This is a genomic window from Marinobacter sp. DSM 26671 (assembly GCF_900112835.1).
Lineage (GTDB): Bacteria > Pseudomonadota > Gammaproteobacteria > Pseudomonadales > Oleiphilaceae > Marinobacter > Marinobacter flavimaris.
In genome coordinates, this window is sequence record NZ_FONF01000028.1 from 26,697 (window position 1) to 43,837 (window position 17,141).

The window sequence follows — 17,141 nt, forward strand, 5'->3', positions numbered from 1 at the left end:
GATGCTCCATGAAGAACAGGGCCATGCGCGTGTCACGAAGACCAAAGAAGCATTCGAAGCAGCCGCCGCCCCGACGTGGCGGAAGAGTACAAGAACTACTGCGGTGAAGGACGCATAAAATGGCTTAAAAACGGCGAACCTGTCACTCCGCATGTTGCTGAGCGCCGCGAACAGGTAGAACAGGTTGGTGTTCTTCGACAGGCTGCGATCGCGGACTTTGGCATAACTTAACTGCCGCTTGATGGTGCGAAAGGGATGCTCCGAGTTCAAAAAGTCCGTCAACTGGACCAGAGTGTTCCAGTGCAATTCCACGAATCGGCCCGTTAGGCTGGCGCTATCTTCCAAGCTGAATGTTCGCTTTGCGACCAAGGCGACTCAAGGATCTCAGCTAAACAAAAGCGGACATTGGGGTGGAAGGTCCGCCGCCCACGCTTCCGTTTCACTTCCAATAGAAACTAACAACCAAGAGCAGCCACCGAATGTCGGTATTTTTTACACCCACCTATTTCTCTCTGGAATTAATCAATTCAATCTGAACAGCGGCCCATTGTTTCGACAACCGAATACTGGACATGTATGGCTCGCAACCAAGTTGGGCTGATGAATTAACAAACCATCTACTGATATCGACTGTGGCGACAGCATCAATATTACTCCCGCCCATGTCTTCTGGTCCATAGAGCGGTTTCATAATCCGACGTTGCGATGTAAAGTCGCTATTCAGAGCCTGAAATTATCAGCTTAAAAGCCGTCTGTGGAAGCGTGGTAGATTGGCCCTAAGTTTAAACATCGGGAGTCTTGACATTGAAGTACCAATCATCCCCATCGCACTGACCGATTGAAGATGTGAACGCTGGATAACCCGTCAAATATCCTATTTATAGAATTTCCGACGACTTGCGAACAGGCCGAGCAAACCAAGCCCAGTAAGCCCGATTGTTCCTGGCTCTGGCACAGAGACACTGTTTCCGGGTTTCCCAATTGCATCGTAATCAAGATCCAGGAATATGCTGAACTGATCAAAGTGACCACCAGTGACACTTAAATCATATCCCAAGTTACCGTCGGACATAAGATCATTTAGCGAAAACTCGGACAGTTCTAGATAATCAGAGGTATCGCCCCACTCGTTGCGATCATAAATACGAGTTCGGGTTGCTAAGCCTTCATATTCGGTTGAAACATAAACATCAGGATTGCTAGTCGTTCCGCTAGATTGCTGATCACCAAAGTCGGCAATGTAGGTGTCAGTTTCACCATCACCGACATAGTTGTCGTAGTAAGAGCCCGTTTCATATATCGGACTATAATAATAGCGAGTACTATAGCAGGTGCGACTATTCAGCCAACTACCACAGCTATAGGAGTAGGTATAAGATCTCTGTTGGTAACCAGAAACGTAACTATAGCTGCCAGCGTATTCTGATGAAGGCGCTGTTGCCGTTTCACTGGAATAACCGTAGAGTCGAATAGTCCCGGCATTGGCCGATACGTCAAAACCGCTTGAAGACTGCTCATCAAGAAAATTCGAAATATCAAATGCGCCCGAAATAGACTCACCCTCAGCGAGATAGCTGTCGATCGAACTTTCAAACGTAATCAAACCAGCACTAACGGGGCCGCTCAAAAAAGCAGAGGAGGACAGCCCTGCTGCCAGAAGGTTTTTTTGAATTTTATACATGGCTTCGCACCCCAAGATAAGGTATTTTTAGTTAGGTGAAGCAAAGCAATTCCCAGGCCAACTTAAGAATAAATTTAATTATCAATCAGTTTGGTGTCGGTTTTAACTATTCGGTCGTCAAAGTGATCTAAGTCTGTAAAATAATCTGACACATTTCTTGTCTCAGTTTATTTCAACTCATTCACGATGACTCTTTGAGTCAAGCGCTTCTCATGAAGTTCGCCCTGCTCGGGAGCTATTTTAATTTCTACGGAGTGCCAAACGTTGCCGGGCCAAATGACCAACCTGTTAAAACGGCCGTCGATTGTCGTCACCTTTTCCCAAGGCCCTGATGAATCGACAATATATTTGTCGGGACGTTTTTCCGCCCGATTATTTGTCACAGCTTCATAGTGCTCTTTTTCGCTTGGAGTCGTGACTTTCATGGAGCCGGTTTCCCGATTGCGAAAGAATACAGTTCCACCAAAATCTAAAGTGTTCAGGTAAATCACTCCAAGCATTGGCGTGGAATCAATGTGTGGTTGCCCCTGATTTTCCAATAGTGAGTTCTCGGCAGTCGTGATCACTGAGAAATCAGTATTTATTGAAGAGGGAGAGATATCACGACCGGTCGCTTGACTCAGCACACGTGCGATAAACAGGCAGAATTCGGAGATTCCAGGTATCGAATTCGGCAATGGCTGATGACGGCCAGGGTAGTATGCTTGGGATTCTGGGAAACTTTGGTTTAAGGCTTGAGCTTTTACATTTTGCGGGTCTGCAAAAATGTCATCAATCACCAGCAGTGGAACTTCGCGATTCCCCAGCCAAACTACTTTAGGGCGGGAGTTAAAATTTATTTTGAAAGAAGACATACTAACTCCTAAGATTAAGTGCGAAGCACCAAAATTCAGCTACAAAGATAGCAAACATCTCCTATGGTTGTAGCAGTAATGGGCCAAGCTCGTTATTAATAATGGACCTTCAGGAATTAATAATGAACCAGGACGAAAAAAAAATATTCGATGTTGTTATTGCTGGTGGTGGTAGCGCTGGCTGGATGGCCGCAGCGTTTCTGAGTGAAGTATTTAAGTTAGAAAATAGCCAAAAATATACAGTCACTCTAGTCGAGTCAGAGACGATTGCACCAATTGGAGTGGGAGAGGCAACTATACAGTCCATGCGTGGATTTCTTGCTGCTTGCGGTATTAACGAGGGCGAGTTTCTGGTGGCGACCGACGCGACCTTCAAGCATGGAATCCTTTTTAAAGAATGGCTTCATAAACAGGGTGAGGATGAACTGCCACACCAATATTTTCATCCTTTCGAAGGCCCCATGACCCTGGCGCCAGAACCTCTTGTGAGCCATTGGCTGAACGCAAAACTTAGTGGCCTTAACAGCGAAAGGTATGATCGCTGCTCCGGAGTTCAAGGGGCGCTTGCTGCCGCCGGTCGCTGCCCAAAAACTTGGCAAAGTTCCGCATATGAGGCGCCAATAAATTATGGTTATCACTTGGATGCTACGAAGTTCGCGACGTTTCTGAAAAAAATATCGCTTCAAAAAGGCGTGAAGCATCTCTTGGCGGACATTAATGGCGTACACCTGAGCGAGAAAGGAAACATCAGTCATCTCGATCTAAAAAGTGGACAACACCTTTATGGTGACCTGTTTCTGGATTGTACAGGTTTTTCCGGCTTGCTAATGAAATCTCTAGACAGCGAATTTATTGATTACTCGAAATATCTGTTTTGCGATCGCGCAGTCACTATCCGCTTGCCTCACAAGAGTTCGGACTACGAACCGCGCCCATACACAACAGCAACAGCTCGGGAGTCAGGGTGGACCTTCGAAATTGATCTTCAGGGAAGAACAGGTTTCGGCTATATCTATTCGAGCAAACATTGTGATTCGGCAACGGCTGAAGAAGCACTGAGGCGATTTTATCCGAATATCGTTCCAGAGCAGAAAGCCAACCATTTGAAGATGAACGTTGGCCGACTGAAAAAGAGTTGGAATAGGAACTGCGTTGCAGTCGGTCTTTCTTCCGGGTTCTTGGAGCCACTTGAGTCGACCGGGCTTTATTTCGTAGAAATGGAATTAAGACTTTTAGTCGACTATTGGGACCCCCTTTCAAAAAGCACCGCTTGCCAAGAGCAGTTCAATGACGCATTCAACTCTAAATTTGATGAAGCGATGGAGTTTATCGTTCTACATTATGTGCTCACAAAACGAGAGGACAGCTCGTTTTGGCGTGATGTCCAGTCACAAACTGCGGAACTACCTGCACTGAAACACAAATTGGCCATGTGGGAGCACAAACCGCCAACTGACGGTGACTTCAAAAATGAAACCGTTCTCTTTCGAGCACCAAACTACTCAACGGTGCTTTATGGGATGGATTGGCTTCCAGAAGAAACGCCAGTGAGTATCTCGCACATCCCTCCCCAGGAAAGCCTCGAACACTTCGTTAAGCTCCGGAAACTCCAAAAAATGGCGATCGAAGGCTCACCGACGCACTCGGAGTATCTCAAAAAATACACAGCTTCATTCAGGTAGATCAAATAGTGCCTCAGCTATCGAGCATCGAAAACTGCCTGAGTTGGGTGACCCTACACCAGGGCATCCTCTGAACTCATCTAAACAAAAGCGGACATTCGAAAATTGTCTGAATGACCACAAAACGGACCCTTTCGCTGCGCAAATTACCTCCTACGCGATTACGAAAGACAGCTTAATTCTCTACTCTATAGGGCGAGTAAGAATGGGGATGACCTGGGGAAGCGCAGAGGTATACGATGAAAAACAAACTATTGAAATCGTTCCTTATATCAACCTTGATTATTTCTGGCTGCTCTTCAACTGGCACCAGCCAAGGTTTGCAAACCAATTCGACCCAGACCGAACTCGAAACTGAAGAACTGGTAAGTATCGAGAACGAGCTTCAGGGGCTAAAGAATCGAATCTCGAAACTAGAAGCAAGATTATCTTTGATTAAGGGTACAGGTGATCCTGTCACAATCAATGACGGATGGAAGAGAGTAGAAAGTTGGAGAAAACTGGAAGCGGAAATGGACTATGAATCGGTCGAGAGAATACTCGGACCGGCTCATAGAATTGACGGAGGCATCGTTGCAAATTGGTATTACGAAAATGGCGGTCGAGTTACCTTTTATAGAGGTTCGGTTCAAAGCTGGGAAGAGCCAGATTAGCAACACATAACAATCAGATGCTGTCCGCCAAAATTGCCGTGCTTGCTCTCAATTTTGCGGCTGATGAGAGGCTTTATATGTCTATATTTAGTCGAGGATACTAATGCGTATGGAAGGTTCAGATCTCAACTTCACAATCCTATTCCTCATTGTAACTATTGGCTGGTTGCTGCCGATAATAATTATTCTGAGGTCGAGTAAGACGACCGGTGGCGAAAAGCTGGCCTGGGTTCTGCTCATAATTTTTGTATCGTGGCTTGCATGGATATTTTATTGGTTGCTTGCGCCAATTAAGAAAAGTTGAACGAAAACTGGCAATGAAGGGTAGTCCAAATGATCCATCGCGATTAAGTAGCAACTGCACGTGTAACCAATTGGGGCAATACGCTCGCTGCACGTGCCGGACGCAGCTTACACTGCATCGCTGCCCAAGGCGTTATCCCAAGATCTGAATGTTCGCTTTACGACCGCCACACCTAGCCCGCTTTTATCAGTCAATGAGCGTAACTCGCAATTTAAGAAGCTGACCTGTAGCTTCCGCTCTAATTCTCAGGAGACTTCGTCAAATGGATTACAGTCCGCTGATCGGCCAGGTAATGAATATTTGGTGGCTTTTGCCCATCGTAATTTTAGGTGCGTTGTTAAAGTCCTCTTGGTTCAAGGGAAAGCTCGGCGAAGCTCTTGTCAAAAGTGCGGTTTGGTATCGGTTGCCAAAGGAAACCTATACGCCCTTCCATGACGTCACTTTGCTTACTGCGGATGGCACAACCCAAATCGATCATGTTTTCGTGTCTGCCTTCGGCGTCTTTGTGGTCGAAACGAAACACATGAAAGGGTGGATTTTCGGTTCAGAATGGCAGGCTAAGTGGACTCAAAAGATCTTCAAAAAAACGTTCCAATTCCAAAATCCACTCCGTCAAAACTATAAGCACGCGAAGACGATCGAACAACTTCTTGAAGCTCCTGAAGGAAGCGTAAAGTCACTTATCGTTTTCACTGGTGACAGCACTTTTAAGACAGAAATGCCTGCGAATGTGACGCATGCTGGTGGCTTCATCAGGTATATCGAGTCTTTCTCGGAACCTGTTCTGCAAAAGGATCAGGTCGAAGATGCGGTGGACAGGATCCGATCAGGAAGATTGGAGAGAGGATTCAAAACCAACCGTGAACATGTCAGGCATCTTAGAAAACGTGTAAATCCAGAATCTGAGAGAGCTTGTCCAAAATGTGGTAATCAAATGGTTATTCGGACGGTTAAGAAGGGCGAGAGAGCTGGTCAGTTGATTTTAATAATTAATATAATTTCAATTATGGAATATTAGCCGAGGAGTTTGGTTATGACTTCGAAACGTCAAATGCTGGGTGAGCTGCTAAAAGAAGGTAATACTATTGAGCGGGGAAAATTTAGTGGTCAGTTAGATCGACTTTATAAGCAACACAATGATGTTAGAGTAAGTCGCTATGGTTTTTGCAGCGAAGACGCCCTCGGAAAGTATTGTCAGGTCAGCAACGCCGTTGAGAGCAATGGCTCAGCGTCGTGAGACTCGTATGTATTTCGGACACTCACAGATTGCATGACCATATTCCGGAGCTCCCAGACGGCGATGTACTACACACGCAGGCGATCTGACCGGCAGTGGGAGTATCCCAAAAGGCCTCGAGGCGATCGAGTGGCTTTGATACCTTCCTCACAGCTTCAAGCTCTTGATCGCCGGCAACCGTGACTTTTGTTTCGAGGATTAGGGGCCGTAGATCCGCGAACAATGCGAGAAATGCTGCGTCATCTTCCTAGAAGACTAGTCAGTGGTGATCAATGGCGTTAAGTTCCATGGTAGCCCATGGAATCCTTATCTGTGTCGATAAAATTTACACCATGATTCCTCCCATAATTACACTTTGATTTTAATTTACTGATGAAACTGAAAGTTTAACTATTAAGGCCCCACTATTGCATAGAATTGACGATATTAAGACTTTATAGGGTTTTCGGTATTCCGATTAAAGAGAACGGTCGTGCATTTTTTTGGGCAAGAAAACCGGAAGGATGATAACGCGGAAAAATAAGTCGTTGGTTTAGGGAAGAATTACGATGAAGATAATTCGAGTTTTTGTTCTTACGGGGATTATACCGATTTGGAGCGTACCTCTAGTAGTAGCGCAAGATGCGATTGTCACTGATCCTTGCCCATTTCCAGAAACTGAGAATCTTGAGCAAATAACCGAACGGTTGAGTTGTATAGAGGATCGATTCGAAGAGCTGAGAGAAACGCAAAACCTACTTTTGCGAACACAGCAGAGCCTTTACAAACAGCTTAAAGAGACAGCAGGAAAGATGGATGCAGCTATCAACCCCCCTCCGAAGGAACCTGAGAGACATCCGCCGGTAAAGCTCGCAGTTACTCATGGATACTGGTCCGGCGGTGCGCATAAGAGAGTGTTCAATTGTGTCCCAGCCCTAGGAAACAAGCAGGGTAAAACACTAGTTGGCGCTAAATTGTCCGCGGAGGTTCGCCTGAATGCGGGCAACTACGGCGTATATAACACTAACCACAGGGGATGCTCACCGGCTCCTTTCTGCGACAGTGCTGGAGAGTTTTGTAATGTGCAATCGCGCGCGGCCGGTTGCTACGTGAGTACTGCTTGGTATAACTGGTATACGGAGAGGCAAAAGCGGCTAAGTCTGCCCATCAGCCAGTCAGAGATTTGCGCTGGATGAGTTCACCATTGAGCATGAGCCTCCTTGGTAGGAGCCTATTCCGGTTTATTGCGGCAGCCATATTTATTGTGGTGTCGGTCTCTGCGCATACCGATGATAACGTTGGCCTGTCTGATAGGGACGTTGGAATTGCCCGTGTTGCCGCAAAGTATGGACCGCATGTCATCAGGCAGTTGCGCACCAGTACTGACTTCTCTGTGCCGCAATCCACCCTGTCTGCCGATACACGAAGTGCCGCCGTTGAGCAAACCTATCTAAAGTACGTTCAGATGCGCACCAAATATGCCAGCGCAAAGAACGCTGGAGAATGGCTTTCACTCGGTGTGGGCGGAAGCATGGCCCTTGTCGCAACTGTAGCCGGTCCCCAAGCAACAGTTACGATTCCTGCTCTCCTTGTCGGAGCGGCCATTACTACTGTGATTGATATCGGTAACGAAGATCTCGAGTCAGCAAGTCAAACGCAGCTTAGGCAGCTACTGAAGTCGAAAGAAGAAGAGATTCTGGTGGATCTTGGGCTCTCGTTTGAACAATTACAGGCCAATCCGGAACGTGCGCAAAAAGCATTCTCCGAAGGTGTAGAGATCTTCCAAGATTTGCGTGAACGTGCAGGCGGAGATGAAGCTGTTTGGAAGCAAAGCCAGGATCTCATCGTTCAAACGCTTGTTAACACCGACCGTGCTCAGTGGGATCTCATTGAGGTAAATGAAGAGAACATTGGGCTTGTAGCGGATTTTGTCGTAGATCTCGCAGTAGAGTTGGAAGACTTTAAAGTCGAAGTGAGCGAGCGCCTCGATAAGTTGAACGCCGCGTATAACAATCTCTCGGGTAAAGTGGCCGACCTTGAGGTTGCAGTCGTCGATCTGGATGAACGTGTGGTCAATCTCGAGAATAATCAAGCTGTAATTTCAGACTTCATCTTTGACGAGATGCCGCCCTCCCAGAAAGTTCGTGCTCTTCGCGACCGTGGTTTTTTGGCAAACCGCTTTGCTTGTGAGGAAGGTGAAAGAACCTGTGAAGGTTCAGAATTACGTGATTCGATGATTGCGCGGTTTGAAAAGGAAGCGGATCTTCAAGAAATGCTAAGCGACGCTGCCGCGGCTGCTGGGGCCCTAATGACTGTTGGGAAGATCGCCAACGACTTGGGTATAGCTTCCCCTGAGTTGAACGATGCAGTAGAAATTGGCAATGCTGCATTTGGTGCTTTTTCCGGATTTATGACGGGTAACTACCTTGGGGCGATTTCCTCCATCACAGGAGTGTTCTCTAGACCTACTGACCCGGATGCCGAACGATTCAAGATATTAATGAAATACCTCCAAGGGCAGTTCGAACAGATTAATGCGAAGCTTGATGCAGTCCTCGAAAATCAAGAAAAAATAATGAATGCGGTTCGACAAGTTTCAGAGCAAATGCGGGAAGGCTTTCTCCGGATCGAACGGCAGCTCGTAAACATGGAATTTGAGCAGCGGAGAATAAGCCGTGGCGTCCGTGAATTGATATGGACTGATTGGAGAAATTGTTATCTTGTGTTTGACAGATCGGTACGTGGAATAGGCGCCCTGGGGGCATACGTTGATCCGAGCACTTTTTACTTTGCCAATGAAGACGCGCTCTTTGCAATTATCAAGAACTCTGGAGACCCAGCACGTGATTGTCTGGTAACTATGCAGGCGGATATGGGGAGCCTCAGTGCGACACAGCGATTCGGAAATTTTGTGGATTTACAATGGGTAATCGACGAGCGATTGACAGCAGAGATGGCACTGCCAAGTGGCGATGCTGAGGAGTGGAGAGGTCTTCTCTTGCGGTTTCAGCAAGACGTCTTTCGGCCGACAAGAACTTATTTCGACCGATACGTACAGCAAAAAAGTGGCTTGGGCTATGCTGATGCGTTTGCGATGCTTTCTCGACCAATGGCAACAACCGATGACTGGAGACGCGGCGTCGACTTCGTTGTAGAGAATCCGTTTCATTGCGACCAGCGAACGGGCCCTAACGTTCGGCTTAAGCTTTTGCTTTGCCCACATGGCGGTGCTTCGGCTGATTTTAAGGCCGCACGTCTGCTCGATAGCCCGGTTTTGGCGGACATAGTGAATGACATCGCCGATTGGGTTTTAGTGATGGCGCAACTGGCGGATGTTCGAGATCAACAGGCCGGAGCATGGGTGCGCTATGAAGAACTCCTCTCAAGTGCTGAGGCCGGAGAATTGGGAGAAGGAAGCAGCACTGGTGAACTGATGGTTGAGGCGGCTATCTCTGTCGTAGATTTTGCAATCGCCTCTTACGCCATGGTGTACGGCCCGGATGTGGCTTCGCTGCTGCTTGAGGACTTTGAATCGGGCGGCGAAGCAGCGAATAGGGCTCTAGACCTTGCGAGCGCGAATCCGTTCCTTGGCCAGAATCTAATGCAGCTTTTTCTGGAAAAGCGCTACTCCATCGCTTTTCCAGAAGAAGGCCGCTTGCGCCCGTCAAAAACGGCTTATCGAGCAGCCTATAAGTTGGCGTCTGAAGAACAACCTGCCCGCTTCTTGCTTTTAAAGGGGCTTTTCGGAACTGATTTGAAGTTTGCTCCTGGTGAGAGTGGCGGACCCGCCCTCGCTCTTTCATCCGGTGACAGGGAGGTGCTGCTCCCACTTCCTGCCCCAGGTGAGATGGTATCAGGTCGTCTCAGTTGGCCTGCTAGGTACTATGAACTTCTAGCGACTCGCGAGCAGCTGGCTGATCGATTGATTGGATACAAATTGCTCGATGAATTCGATCAGGAGGTGCAGCTTTACATGACGCGTTTAATAACACGTCCGGACGCTTAGCGGGAGAAACCAGCAAGCAAAGTAAGCGTCCGGGCATCACACTTGTCAGTGATAGTCCCCTTCCAGTTGTTGTAAATGTTCGCTTTGCGACCGTCCCGCATCCTCGGCGACACCTAAACAAAAGCGAACGTTCGCAGCATCCCAAATTTCTGGATTTGATTCCCCCGAGTTGCCCAAGAAACGCCCCTGCATCCCCCCCCATTCCAGAGGTGGCGGCCATTGAAGTTTTCTAAGCGGTAACTGCAAAACTCAATCTGGCCATTTGGGATGCAAGCTATCAATGACGTAGTTGTGACTGTGGACACTGGAGTTGGAATCACTTGCGATATGAGGATGGTCACTTGGAAGATCGTCGTGGTGGTGCGAGCGTTCTGACGGATCAACAGATGGCCATAACTTCACGGCAAGGATCAGCCCGCCGAGAGCAAGCCCCAGAAGGATCAATAGAGTGATGGTCATTCCCGCAGTAGACCCGAGCCAGCCAGCTAATGGATACGCGACCAGCCATCCGGCATGGGATAAAGAGAACTGGGCTGCGAACAGAGCTGGCCTGTCTTCGGCATGCGACGATCGTGTAAGGACCCTGCCGATGGGCGTTTGAACGGTGGAAAAACCAACGCCTAACCATGCCCACACGGGTAATAGCCATTCCAGAGATTCCACCGGTAGCGCGAGAACCAAGCCGAACACAAGAATCCCGCCTCCCGTGAGCATAACTTGCCGGTCCTGCCAGCGCTTCAGTAGAGCTGGTAACGCCAATGCTGCCAACATAGAACCGCCACCAAACGCGGCAAAAGCCATAGCCGTATGCTGGTCGGTAAGGCCGAATTGTCCCTGCACCAGCACAACCGTATTCACGATCACCATGGCTCCCGCAAGACTGACAACCAGGTTCAGCGACATTACCCCGCGCAGGCGAGGAGTTGCCATGAAAATTCTGAATCCGGCCCTTGCGCGATCATAAACGCCGCGACGTTTTTCCGATTTGGCCCCGGAGGGCAAAGCAACGGACACCACGAGCAAGGCTGATGCGATAAAGCCAATTACCGTGCCCGAAAACAATGCCTGCCAGCTGGTGGCAAGCAGAATCAACGCTGCGAGCGCAGGGCTGATGAGGTTTTCCAGATCGTAAGCCAATCGGGAAAGCGACAGCGCCTTGGTGTAATCGTCTTCGTCTGGGAGAGTCTCCGGAATCGTAGACTGGAAGGTTGGTGTAAAGGCCGCCGATGCGGACTGAAGGACCGCGATTAGCACGTACACTTCCCACACTTCGGTGACGAAAGGCAAAGCCAGCGCTGTCGTCGCTCGAATCACATCCAGAGAGACCAGCAGAGCACGACGGGGTATGTTCTCCGCCAGAGCTGATGCCAGGGGAGCTATCAAGACATAAGCGACCATCTTGATAGCCATGGCGGTGCCAAGGACCTGTCCGGCCTCGTCTCCGGCCAGGTCAAACGCCAGAAGGCTAAGGGCAACCGTTGCCAGGCCAGTTCCCAGCAGGGCGACGACCTGGGCTAAAAACAGGTGACGGTAGGTGCGGTTCTTCAGAATCTCAAACATGGTTTTCCTGGCTAAAGACCCGCAACCAAGCGGTCAGCGGGCCTTTGTTCTATCTCCAGCTTTACATCTTGCCCGAGTGGTTGGCACCGATCGGGTTACCATACTCATCCATGAAGACAAACAGGTTTGCCTTGTCTTCATTGGCAGCGTCCGGATTCGAAAATTGGACTACCCATAGTTTACCGGCTGACGTAGACCGCTGTTCTGCCGTGCCTTCGGAAACCTTCGTCCAGGTAGACGCAACCTGCTCGGAGTCAACGAGTTGCTTTTTAACGGCAGCGGCTCGCTCAGTCGCTTGTGCTTTCGACACAGGCTCAGAAACGCCATGGCTATGGCCTGCTCCTGCGAAAGCATGGCCTGAAACGGACAAAGCAATAACAGCTGCAAATACGTGGATCATATTTTTCATGAGATAACTCCTAAGTGAGAATGATTGAATTACTTCTTGACGATGTCGTTGTAAAACCCGCTGGTGTTAAGAACAACGGTGACCGCGCCTTCTCCGCGGTTTTCCCAGTACCATCCGTGGGTGCCGTCAAACGGTGCCTCAAATGCGCCGCTGGCAGAAGGCTGGTCGCGCCCCTGCCAGTAGCTGGTGAAATTGTCGCCGTCATTGAACCGTTCACCGTGCATGTCGAAGTTCACCGGACCTCCCTCCGTGGTCCAGTTAAAGACCATTCGATCGCCCTCAGCCATTGTGGCTTTGACTTCCAGACCCTCGTTGGGTCCCAAGGTTACGGTCGTGGAATCCGAACTCAATCCTTCTGACGTTTTCCAGACCGGACCAGCCGGCAATGCCAGCAGGTTACCCGACGAGGCTGGTGATGCCTCAGGTTGCGCGGACTCTGCGGCGTTGGCCTGACTGAGAACAGTAAGGCCCATCATCTTGCCGAGTCCCGTGGGATCGATGCCATATTCGGCCGGGAGGATGGTTGTGACCAGAACCACGCCGCCGATGACGGCAGCCACTCCGGTCGCCTTGAACAGGCTTTTCGAGGAGGGAAGTCCCTCACGACTCATATTGGAAATGTCTTGCATGGTCTAACTCCTCAGGAAACGGTGTATAGGCCGGTCAACTGATAACCCATCAGCATAAAACCGGCGCTCATCAACAGAACGTTGGCTGCAAGTGCCTGCCGGGGAAAAACATCCGTCCTGCGCCAGAAGTTCATTGCAATCAGGATGAGACCCAGCGCCATCAACTGACCAATTTCAACTCCCACATTAAACGCCAGAATGTTCGCCACCAGGCCATCCTCTGCAAGCGTGAAATCCTGAAGCTTAGTGGCAAGGCCGAACCCATGGAAAAATCCGAAAATCAGAACAGCAGCCTTGGTATTGGGCTGAAATCCAAACCAACGGCGAAACGCACCAAGGTTATCCAGAGCCTTGTAGACCACGGAAAAGCCGATGATGGCATCCACCATATAAGCATTGACGTTGGTCTCACTGAGCACGCCGTAAAGAAGCGTGACACTGTGTCCAACCGCAAAAAGCGTGACGTAGATACCGACGTCTTTCATGCGGTAAAGAAAGAAGATGACACCTGCCAGGAACAGCAGGTGGTCATAACCGGTGACCATGTGTTTGGCCCCCAGATAGATAAAGGGCAGCAATTGTGCCCCACTGGCCTGCTCTATGAACGTGGCGTCGCCTTCTTCAACACCATGAGCAAACAGCAGGGGAGAGAACATCAAGCACACGAGCGCTGTCATAAAAAGGGACAGCCATCGCACGCCTAAACCTGCGCCTGAGGGGCTCAGAAACGGAATGGGATTCATTCGGTGATCTCCGAAATATCAACTGAAATGTAAAGAAAGACGCAAACGCGCCAATGCTCAGTCAGTTGTTCAGGCTTTCGGAGGCCTATATAGTGCATACGTCTGCTCCGGCAGAGGAGCAGGCACTTTCTCTAGTTTTGGCTTATCTTGCCGAAGTGAGGACGGGACAGCCGCCAGATTGATAGGCAAGTGCTTTTCAACGGCGCCAAGCGCGTGAAGCAGCAGATGGTCTTGGTCCGATATTTCGGGAGTGGAAACATGGAGATGATTGAGAGAAGACGGGTGGCTATGACCGTGACTCGCAACAAATTCTTTAAGGGAAAGGCTCTTTGAAGACTCGTGCGCGCTTTGATCGGAAGCCCAGACGACACGAAAGGTCATCAGTAGTGCCAGTGCGATCACTACCAGAATAGTGTTGCCGGTTGAAAACTGGACCGTATTCGGACCCACGCCGTTCCTCGTTAACATCAACAGGTGCTTGGCACATTATCTAAGTCCAGTCTGCTTTGCAAAGCGGCATTTGGAACCTGTATTAAAAGTAACTTTGCTCGGGTTCCGTTTACATTTTATTTAAGCCCTTTTGCTTGATCCTTTGCATGATAATAACCGAAGCGGCCCTTTTCTTTTACCACTTCAAAATTTTTCGAGGCGCTCTCAAACACACCGCCGTCCTGAAACACGTTCTCTGGCATCACTCGGCGTGTCATCCGCCGGGGGTAACTCCCAAGCGTGTTCCGAACGGGGTGGAAGGCTAGGAAAGCGGTGGCAATAAGGTGCGTCTGAACGTTCGCTTTGCGACCGAGGCGACCCATCTACCTCAGCCAAATAAAAGCGGACGTTCGAGTCAGGGGTTTGCTCCGAAGCCTTCAAGCCTGAAGCGGACCCGATCCGTTGGACAATAAGCTGGTTTAGGGTCGAGGAATCCTCGGATATATCGCCTCAATTTGAATGCTTATCTGTCCACGCTGGTAGCCCCTTAATCTGAACTCGCAAACGCAGTGAGACTGTCTTAGTTCATTTCGCGTGAATTTTGGCTGAAAACACCTCAACCAAATAATCAATCATTGCCCGTACTTTAAGGGGTAATCGCCGATCAGGCGAGAACAGCACGCATAGCCCGCCTGGCTCCAAAGGAGGGTGGTCCAGGCTCAAGGATTTCAGTTCGCCGTTGGCCAGGGCATCTGCCACGATGAACTCGGGTTGATAGATAACGCCCTGGCCCCGAATGGCGGCCGCCATCAAGGCATCGCCATTGTCGGCTCTGAGGTTACCCTTTACTGGAACCTCTATTTCGCCATGGTGACCAAACGCCCAAAAACCCTTGCTCTGGAACGGAGACAGGGTATAACTCAGGCAGTTATGACTGGATAAATCAAACACGCGTTGAGGTGTGCCGTGCTGCGCGAGGTAATCCGGTGAGGCACAGACTTTCATGGGAGTATCTCCCAGGCGCCGCGCCCTGAGATCGCTGTCCGCCAGATAGCCCACGCGGAAAATCAGGTCCCAGGTACCATCAAATAGATTCTGCCGCGAATCACTCAGTCCCAGCTCAACGTCCACCATCGGGTACCGCTCGGTAAACCCGGGGATCATTGGAGCAATGAACCGAAGCCCGAAGGATAGCGGAACATTCACCCGCAAACGCCCCTTTGCTTCTTGCCGCTGGGCGGAAATGTCAGATTCCACCTTGTCCAGATCCTGAAGAATGCGCTGGCATCCTTCCAGATATTCTCTGCCAGGATCGGTCAGGGACAGTCCTCTGGTTGTACGATGGAGCAGCTTGACTCCAAGTCTCGCTTCAAGGGCATCGACATGTTTGGTCGCCATAGCCGGAGACATGCCGAGCGTCCGTCCCGCAGCCGACAAACTCTCGCGAGAGGCCGCCTGGACGAAAACGCGCATACTGGTATACCTGTCCAATGTTTACTTCCTACTCTCAGTTAAAGCTCTCCTGCGATTATAGCCGGTTCTAAGTTAATGAGGTGGGAGCTATAGTTTTGCTCCTTAAATGACTCACCACTTTTCCGGGATGAAAAAGATCCATGATTCAAGACAGCAAAACTCGATACGGAACCATTAGCAGATTTCTGCACTGGTCTATGGCGTTACTCGTGGTCTGGCAAGTTCTAAAGTTTGGGGATCGCATTTCTGATGGCGAGCACTGGATTGGGCAAACGCTGGTTCCGTGGCACATATCGATCGGAACTTTGCTATTGGTGCTCATTGTCGTGCGCCTGTTCTGGGCGGTTCGTCAGAGCGCTCGGAGACCCAAACCAAACGCATCTATGGCAATGCTGGTCAAGGCGGGCCATGGATTGTTGTATCTGGCCCTTTTGCTGATGCCTGTTACCGGCATGTTGGTGATGCTCGGTGGAGGCTATGGAGTGACAGCCTTTGGCATCGAGGTTTTCCCCAAAGGTGATGGACTGGACTGGGCGAAAGCCCTTGGACGGTTGCACTCTCCTTTGGCCTGGGTTCTTTCAGTGCTGGTTGTAGGCCACGTTGTCATGGCACTGGGTCATCACTTTTTGAAGGGCGACGATACCCTGAAGCGCATGATGTGACCTGCGCCAATGCCAACCTCAAGAGGCATACATATTAGTTGGAGTCTTGGAGAAATATTTTATGTGGGACGAGCGCTTTCGGCAGAGCGAAAATATAATCCTGTGAGCGGCCAATGGGAGTTCGATGCCGGAAGCTGTTAACGGAGTTCTAATTCATTATTTGTGCAAGATTAAAAAGGGCCCGTTAAAGGGCCCTTTTCGATTTTAAGCGACACGAGCATATGTAAACATACCTGTTTTAGTTGCACTGCTGCTTTGAGTTTTCCCTACCTTTGGCGTTTTGTCAGATATCCCCACAACGTCAGGTCTTACAGTGAATCGGGAGGAGTAACGGGGACACGCGGCCCGGACAAAAGGACCGCTTTGAGAAGAAAGCGCAGGCATTACGCCTTAATCTGAATGCTCGCTTTGCGACCAGTGCATCCCCTGAACTCAGCTAAACAAAAGCGAACATTCGCCGCATCCCCAATTCCAGGCTTTACGCCCCTTAAACGGGTAAGCAATGCCCCATCAAGAACTTGGCAAACGATCAAAAGGGCTGACGGTTCCAGCACGTCGATCGCCAATGACATGCGTGTAGATTTCTGTCGTTCGAATGTCGCTATGCCCAAGAATTTCCTGAACCGTCCTGATATCGCTCCCCGATCTCAATAACTCTGTCGCAAAGGCATGCCGAAAGGTATGAGCCGTCACACGCTTGGTGATTCCCGTGGCCAGAACGGCCTGCCTCAATCGCCGCGAGTACGATGAATGATGAAGATGGTGGCGGCACACATAACCAGCGATGGGATGAACGCATCTTGTTACGGATGGGAACAGGTACTGCCAACCAAAGTCCTT

General features: G+C 49.6%; 15 protein-coding genes and 1 pseudogene. 6 read left to right on the top strand and 10 right to left on the bottom strand.

Translation table 11 applies throughout. The features are described from left to right. Positions 1-150: 150 nt before the first annotated feature. The 3 genes and pseudogenes from BM035_RS23300 to BM035_RS20160 form a co-directional block, all read right to left on the bottom strand. A pseudogene (locus tag BM035_RS23300) lies at positions 151-261 on the bottom strand (IS5/IS1182 family transposase); the annotation flags it as partial. A 613-nt stretch (positions 262-874) separates the two neighbouring features. Then, positions 875-1,681 carry a PEP-CTERM sorting domain-containing protein gene (locus tag BM035_RS22825; protein ID WP_092034087.1) on the bottom strand — a complete coding sequence of 269 codons (807 nt, stop codon included), beginning with the start codon at positions 1,679-1,681 and terminating at the stop codon, positions 875-877. Positions 1,682-1,848: 167 nt separating this feature from the next. Continuing rightward, the gene (locus tag BM035_RS20160; protein WP_092034089.1) at positions 1,849-2,535 is read right to left on the bottom strand and encodes a DUF6445 family protein; all 687 of its coding nucleotides are present in this window, start codon (positions 2,533-2,535) and stop codon (positions 1,849-1,851) included. A 122-nt stretch (positions 2,536-2,657) separates the two neighbouring features. On the opposite strand from BM035_RS20160, the gene BM035_RS20165 reads away from it, so the two are divergent. The 5 genes from BM035_RS20165 (at position 2,658) to BM035_RS20185 (ending at position 10,396) form a co-directional block, all read left to right on the top strand. Next, complete coding sequence (locus BM035_RS20165; protein ID WP_175497438.1) at positions 2,658-4,217, top strand: tryptophan halogenase family protein; 1,560 nt, start codon at positions 2,658-2,660, stop codon at positions 4,215-4,217. Between the two features lie 239 nt (positions 4,218-4,456). Beyond that, positions 4,457-4,870 (top strand): hypothetical protein, encoded by a 414-nt coding sequence (locus BM035_RS22495; RefSeq protein ID WP_139216083.1) that lies wholly within the window; start codon positions 4,457-4,459, stop codon positions 4,868-4,870. A 566-nt stretch (positions 4,871-5,436) separates the two neighbouring features. Then, positions 5,437-6,192: a nuclease-related domain-containing protein gene (locus BM035_RS20175; protein ID WP_092034098.1), complete on the top strand. Its 756-nt coding sequence runs from the start codon at positions 5,437-5,439 to the stop codon at positions 6,190-6,192. Between the two features lie 15 nt (positions 6,193-6,207). Further along, positions 6,208-6,411 carry a hypothetical protein gene (locus BM035_RS22500; RefSeq protein ID WP_139216084.1) on the top strand — a complete coding sequence of 68 codons (204 nt, stop codon included), beginning with the start codon at positions 6,208-6,210 and terminating at the stop codon, positions 6,409-6,411. A 1,183-nt stretch (positions 6,412-7,594) separates the two neighbouring features. Beyond that, the gene (locus BM035_RS20185; protein ID WP_139216085.1) at positions 7,595-10,396 is read left to right on the top strand and encodes a hypothetical protein; all 2,802 of its coding nucleotides are present in this window, start codon (positions 7,595-7,597) and stop codon (positions 10,394-10,396) included. 249 nt (positions 10,397-10,645) lie between these two features. Here BM035_RS20185 and BM035_RS20190 read toward each other — a convergent pair whose 3' ends face one another. From BM035_RS20190 to BM035_RS20210, 6 genes are all read right to left on the bottom strand, one after another. After that, a complete protein-coding gene (locus BM035_RS20190) occupies positions 10,646-11,956 on the bottom strand; it encodes an MFS transporter (RefSeq protein ID WP_053115067.1) in 1,311 nt (436 codons plus the stop codon). Between the two features lie 61 nt (positions 11,957-12,017). Then, a complete protein-coding gene (locus BM035_RS20195; protein WP_053115068.1) occupies positions 12,018-12,365 on the bottom strand; it encodes a DUF6488 family protein in 348 nt (115 codons plus the stop codon). Positions 12,366-12,394: 29 nt separating this feature from the next. Next, the gene (locus tag BM035_RS20200; protein WP_053115069.1) at positions 12,395-12,994 is read right to left on the bottom strand and encodes a hypothetical protein; all 600 of its coding nucleotides are present in this window, start codon (positions 12,992-12,994) and stop codon (positions 12,395-12,397) included. Between the two features lie 11 nt (positions 12,995-13,005). Continuing rightward, positions 13,006-13,671, bottom strand: a complete 666-nt coding sequence (locus BM035_RS20205; protein WP_092034115.1) for a HupE/UreJ family protein — start codon at positions 13,669-13,671, stop codon at positions 13,006-13,008. A 632-nt stretch (positions 13,672-14,303) separates the two neighbouring features. Further along, entirely contained in the window at positions 14,304-14,444 is a 141-nt protein-coding gene (locus BM035_RS22715; protein WP_175497439.1) for a hypothetical protein, read from the bottom strand. Between the two features lie 307 nt (positions 14,445-14,751). Next, on the bottom strand, positions 14,752-15,639 hold the full coding sequence (locus tag BM035_RS20210; RefSeq protein ID WP_092034106.1) for a LysR family transcriptional regulator: 888 nt from the start codon (positions 15,637-15,639) through the stop codon (positions 14,752-14,754). A 140-nt stretch (positions 15,640-15,779) separates the two neighbouring features. Between BM035_RS20210 and BM035_RS20215 the strand changes: the two genes are divergently transcribed. After that, a complete protein-coding gene (locus BM035_RS20215; RefSeq protein WP_092034107.1) occupies positions 15,780-16,301 on the top strand; it encodes a cytochrome b in 522 nt (173 codons plus the stop codon). A gap of 510 nt (positions 16,302-16,811) precedes the next feature. Here the strand turns inward: BM035_RS20215 and BM035_RS20220 are convergent. Continuing rightward, a complete protein-coding gene (locus BM035_RS20220; RefSeq protein ID WP_302848267.1) occupies positions 16,812-17,120 on the bottom strand; it encodes a tyrosine-type recombinase/integrase in 309 nt (102 codons plus the stop codon). Positions 17,121-17,141 lie beyond the last annotated feature (21 nt).